This is a genomic window from Streptomyces sp. sk2.1, from assembly GCF_008120935.1.
GTDB lineage: Bacteria > Actinomycetota > Actinomycetes > Streptomycetales > Streptomycetaceae > Streptomyces.
Genome location: NZ_RDBO01000203.1, coordinates 1 through 2,091 on the forward strand (window position 1 = coordinate 1; position 2,091 = coordinate 2,091).

At 72.7% G+C, this 2,091-nt stretch carries 1 protein-coding gene and 1 pseudogene; one reads left to right on the plus strand and one right to left on the minus strand.

From position 1 onward, the window contains the following. Positions 1–1,112, plus strand: a 1,112-nt coding sequence (locus tag EAO76_RS42450; protein WP_148841554.1) for a cytochrome P450, incomplete at its 5' end; no start/stop codon positions are given. 90 nt (positions 1,113–1,202) lie between these two features. Here the strand turns inward: EAO76_RS42450 and EAO76_RS42455 are convergent. Next, positions 1,203–2,091 (minus strand): annotated as a pseudogene (locus EAO76_RS42455) (serine/threonine protein kinase); the annotation flags it as partial.

Consider the following 2,091-nt stretch of genomic DNA (forward strand, 5'->3'; position numbering starts at 1 on the left):
CCGTCGAACTGCCCGACGGGACCTCGTCCTGGCTGGTGAGCCGGTACGCCGACGTACGGAAGGTACTGACCGACAGCAGGTTCGGACGCGCGGCGCTGCACTCGCCGGACGCCCCGTCCCTGTCCGGCGAGACCGGCCTGGTCGGCAGCCTGGACCTGATGTTCAACCAGGACGGCGAGGACCATCTGCGCCTGCGCCGCACCCTGCGGCGCGCGTTCACCCCGAGGGCCGTGGCCCGCTGGCGGCCCTGGATCGCGGAGATCGTGGAGGAGTGCCTGGACGAACTCACGGACCGAGCAGGTCCGGTGGACCTGGTGTCCGGTTTCACCCTGCCGCTGCCGGTCGCGGTGATCAGCAGACTGATGGGCCTCGACACCGGGGCGCGGGACCGGCTGCGCCACTGGACCCTGTACGCCTTCTCGGACGGCTCCCATCCCGAGGAGGAGATGCGGGAGGCGCTCGCCGAGTTCGCGGCCTTCGGCGCGGCGTTGCTGACCGAGCGCAGGAAGGAGCCGGGCGACGACCTCACCAGTGTGCTGGTCCTGGCCGCCGACGAGGAGGGCGGCATCCCGGAGGGCCAGCTCGTGGACCTGGTGTGCGGACTGGTCGTCGGCGGCCACGACAGCACGATGACGATGCTCGGCAACTCGCTGCTCTACCTGCTCGGCGAACGACCGGAGACCTGGTTCCGGCTCGGCGCCGACGAACAGGCCGCCGAGGCGCTGGCGGAGCGGCTGCTGCACCTGGTGCCGCTCGGCGACGACCGGGGGACCGCGCGGTACGCCGCCGTCGACACGAGGGTCGGCGGTGTGACGATCCCGGCGGGTTCGGTGGTGCTCGCCGACTGCGGCATGGCCAACCGCGATCCCGCCGTGTTCCCGCCCCGGCCGTTCGACGACCTCTTCGCCCCGCTGGCGGCGCCCACCCTGTCGTTCGGCGCCGGGGCCCACTACTGCCTGGGGGCCTGGCTGGCCCGGATGGAGCTCCAGCTGGCCCTGCACCGGCTGGCCGCCCGTTTCCCCCGGATGCGGCTGGCCGGATCAGCCGACGCGGTCGAGTGGAACCGGGGCACCACCTCCCGCAGCCCCCGGCGGATCGAGGTCACCTGGTGAGCGCGGTCGCCGGGTGACGGAACGGGGAAGCGGTGTTCTCACGTCCGGGGCAGGCCCCGGACGTGAGAACACCTCGTGCGCGGGCCGTGCTCAGCTTTCCGAACCGGTGACGGCGGCGTTGCGCCAGACCTTCAGGTCCAGCGTCATGTACGTGCTGGGCGAGTCCTCGCCGGAGAGCCCCTTGACGGTCACGAGGCCGAGGTGCCCCGTGCCCGTCGTGACGCAGAGCTGCCGGCCCGTCGAGATCTTCTCCAGATAGACGGTCTCGGTGAACCGGGTCTCCGCACGGCAGGTCTCGAGTGACCCCTCCTGCCCCGGGTCGAGCAGCACCAGGCTTCCGCCCGTGGTCTCGGCGTCGAGGTACCCGCCGGTGTCGTAGGAGAGCTCGTACCCGCCGTCCTCGCCCTTCTGGGGGCGGACGGGGTCTTCGCCGAGCGTCAGGTGGTAGCCGGCCGTGAGGTTGATGCCGTTGTAGTCCGCGACCTTCGGCTGCTGCTCGGCGGCCTGCCCGGAACCGGAGCCGGCCCCACTGTCCGTGCCGGACTCCTTGCCCGAGGCACCCGACTTGTTCGGGGCGGAGCCGCTCTGCGTCTCCTTGTCCTTGTCCTTTTCCTTGAGCAGCGTGTACGCGGTGCCGCCACCCACGACGGCCAGGACCAGCACCGCGGCGACGGCGAGGAGCAGCCCCCGCTTGCCGCCCTTCGCGGGCTGCGGCGCGGGAGGCATGCCGTTCCCGGGGTGCCCGGGGTACGTCTGCGCGGGTGCGCCCATCTGGGTCGGGGCGTAGGCGTTGACCTGGGACGGAACGGGCGTGGTGGGGTACGGGGAGTGCGGATGGGGCTGCTGGTGCGCCACGGGCGGGCCGTACCCCTGTGTCGGGGCACCGGYGKGMGGTGCCGGTGCGGCGGGCGCGGTGGGCTGATGGGCGGCTGCGGCCGACGGTCCCCGGGTCATCGACTTCGGCATCGCCCACGCCGCC